This is a genomic window from Pseudomonas sp. EGD-AK9, from assembly GCF_000465935.2.
Taxonomy (GTDB): Bacteria; Pseudomonadota; Gammaproteobacteria; order Pseudomonadales; family Pseudomonadaceae; genus Aquipseudomonas.
On sequence record NZ_AVOF01000532.1, the window covers coordinates 1 to 1,515 of the forward strand.

At 69.2% G+C, this 1,515-nt stretch carries 3 protein-coding genes; 2 read left to right on the top strand and 1 reads right to left on the bottom strand.

The features are described 5' to 3' along the window. Positions 1-364: NAD(P)-dependent oxidoreductase (locus N878_RS20120; protein ID WP_021445347.1), on the bottom strand; the 364-nt coding region annotated here is incomplete at its 3' end. 138 nt (positions 365-502) lie between these two features. Between N878_RS20120 and N878_RS20125 the strand changes: the two genes are divergently transcribed. Then, on the top strand, positions 503-1,354 hold the full coding sequence (locus N878_RS20125; protein ID WP_021445348.1) for a putative selenate ABC transporter substrate-binding protein: 852 nt from the start codon (positions 503-505) through the stop codon (positions 1,352-1,354). Next, the coding region (locus tag N878_RS20130; protein ID WP_031303590.1) for an ATP-binding cassette domain-containing protein at positions 1,351-1,515 on the top strand (165 nt) is incomplete at its 3' end. The genes N878_RS20125 and N878_RS20130, both read left to right, overlap by 4 nt.

Here is a 1,515-nt window from a genome sequence, read left to right on the forward strand (position 1 = left end):
CCCAGCGCATGCCGGTGCGCGCCTGAAGCTCCGCCGCCATCTCGCGGGTGGCGGCCGGCTCCAGGCTGGAGAAATCCACCAGCAGCTGGCCGGGCCGCGCGCCCTCGACTATGCCGCCGGGGCCGAACACCACCTCGCGCACCACCTCGGTGTTGGCCAGGCAGAGCATCACCACATTGGCCTCGCGGCACAGCTCGGCCGGCGTCTCCACCCGGTGCGCGCCCTGCGCCAGCAGTGGCGCGCACTTGTCCGTCGAGCGGTTCCACAGAGTCAGCGGGTAGCCGGCGGCGAGCAGGCGGCGGGTCATCGGCAGGCCCATCAGGCCGATCCCGGCGAAGGCCAGGGCGGGCAGCGTAGCGGTCATCGAGCAGCTCCTGAAACAGGGGAAAAACGCCATCTTAACCACAGAGTCAGGCCGGCGGCAGCGCAAGCCTGCTGCATCCTGGCCCTCGGCTCACTATACTCCGCGCGCTTTCCCCGCTATTGAACCGGAGAACCCGTCATGCTCAAGCACACCCTGGCGCTCGCCGCCGGCCTCGCCCTGTCCGTTTCCGCCGTCTTCACCCAGGCCGCCGAGGTCCTCAAGGTCTCGGCCATCCCCGACGAAGCCCCCACCGAACTGCTGCGCAAGTTCAAGCCGCTGGGCGCCTACCTCGAACAGCAGTTGGAGATGAAAGTCGAATTCGTCCCGGTGGCCGACTACGCCGCAGTGGTCGAGGCGCTGGCCGCCGACCGCGTCGACATGGCCTGGCTGGGCGGCTTCACCTTCGTCCAGACGCGCCTGAAGACTGGCAACGCCGTGCCCCTGGTGCAGCGCGCTGAGGACGAGCAGTTCACCAGCAAGATCATCAGCGCCGACCCGGCGGTGAAATCGCTGCAGGACCTCAAGGGCAAGACCTTCGCCTTCGGCTCGGTGTCCTCCACCTCCGGCAGCCTGATGCCGCGCTACTTCATGCTCAAGGACGGCATCAAGCCGGAAGACTTCTTCAGCCGCATCGCCTACTCCGGCGCCCACGACGCCACCGCCGCCTGGGTCCAGGCCGGCAACGCCGACGGCGGCGTGCTCAACGCCAGCGTGTGGGACAAGCTGGTCGCCGCCGGCAAGGTCGACGTCGACAAGGTCAAGGTGATCGCCACCACCCCGCCCTACTACGACTACAACTGGACCGTGCGCGGCAACCTCGGCGCCGAGCTGCAGGGCAAGATCAAGGCCGCCTTCCTCGCCCTCGACCCGGCCAACCCCGAGCACAAGGCCATCCTCGAGCTGCAGGCCGCCAGCCGCTTTATCGAGACCAAGGTCGAGAACTACGCCGGCATCGAGGAAGCCGCTCGCGCCGCCGGCCTGCTGAAGTGAGCATCGCCCTGCGCGGCGTGGGCCTGACCCACGCCGACGGCACGCGCGCGCTCGACGGCATCGACCTGAGCCTGGCACCCGGCGAACGGGTGGCCATCATCGGCCCCTCGGGCGCCGGCAAGACCAGCCTGCTGCGCCTGCTGGCGAGCAACCTGGCGCCC

Excerpts from the sequence above, each read along its gene's own strand:
- N878_RS20125 (WP_021445348.1), top strand. The coding sequence starts at position 503 with ATGCTCAAGCACACCCTGGCGCTCGCCGCCGGCCTCGCCCTGTCCGTT.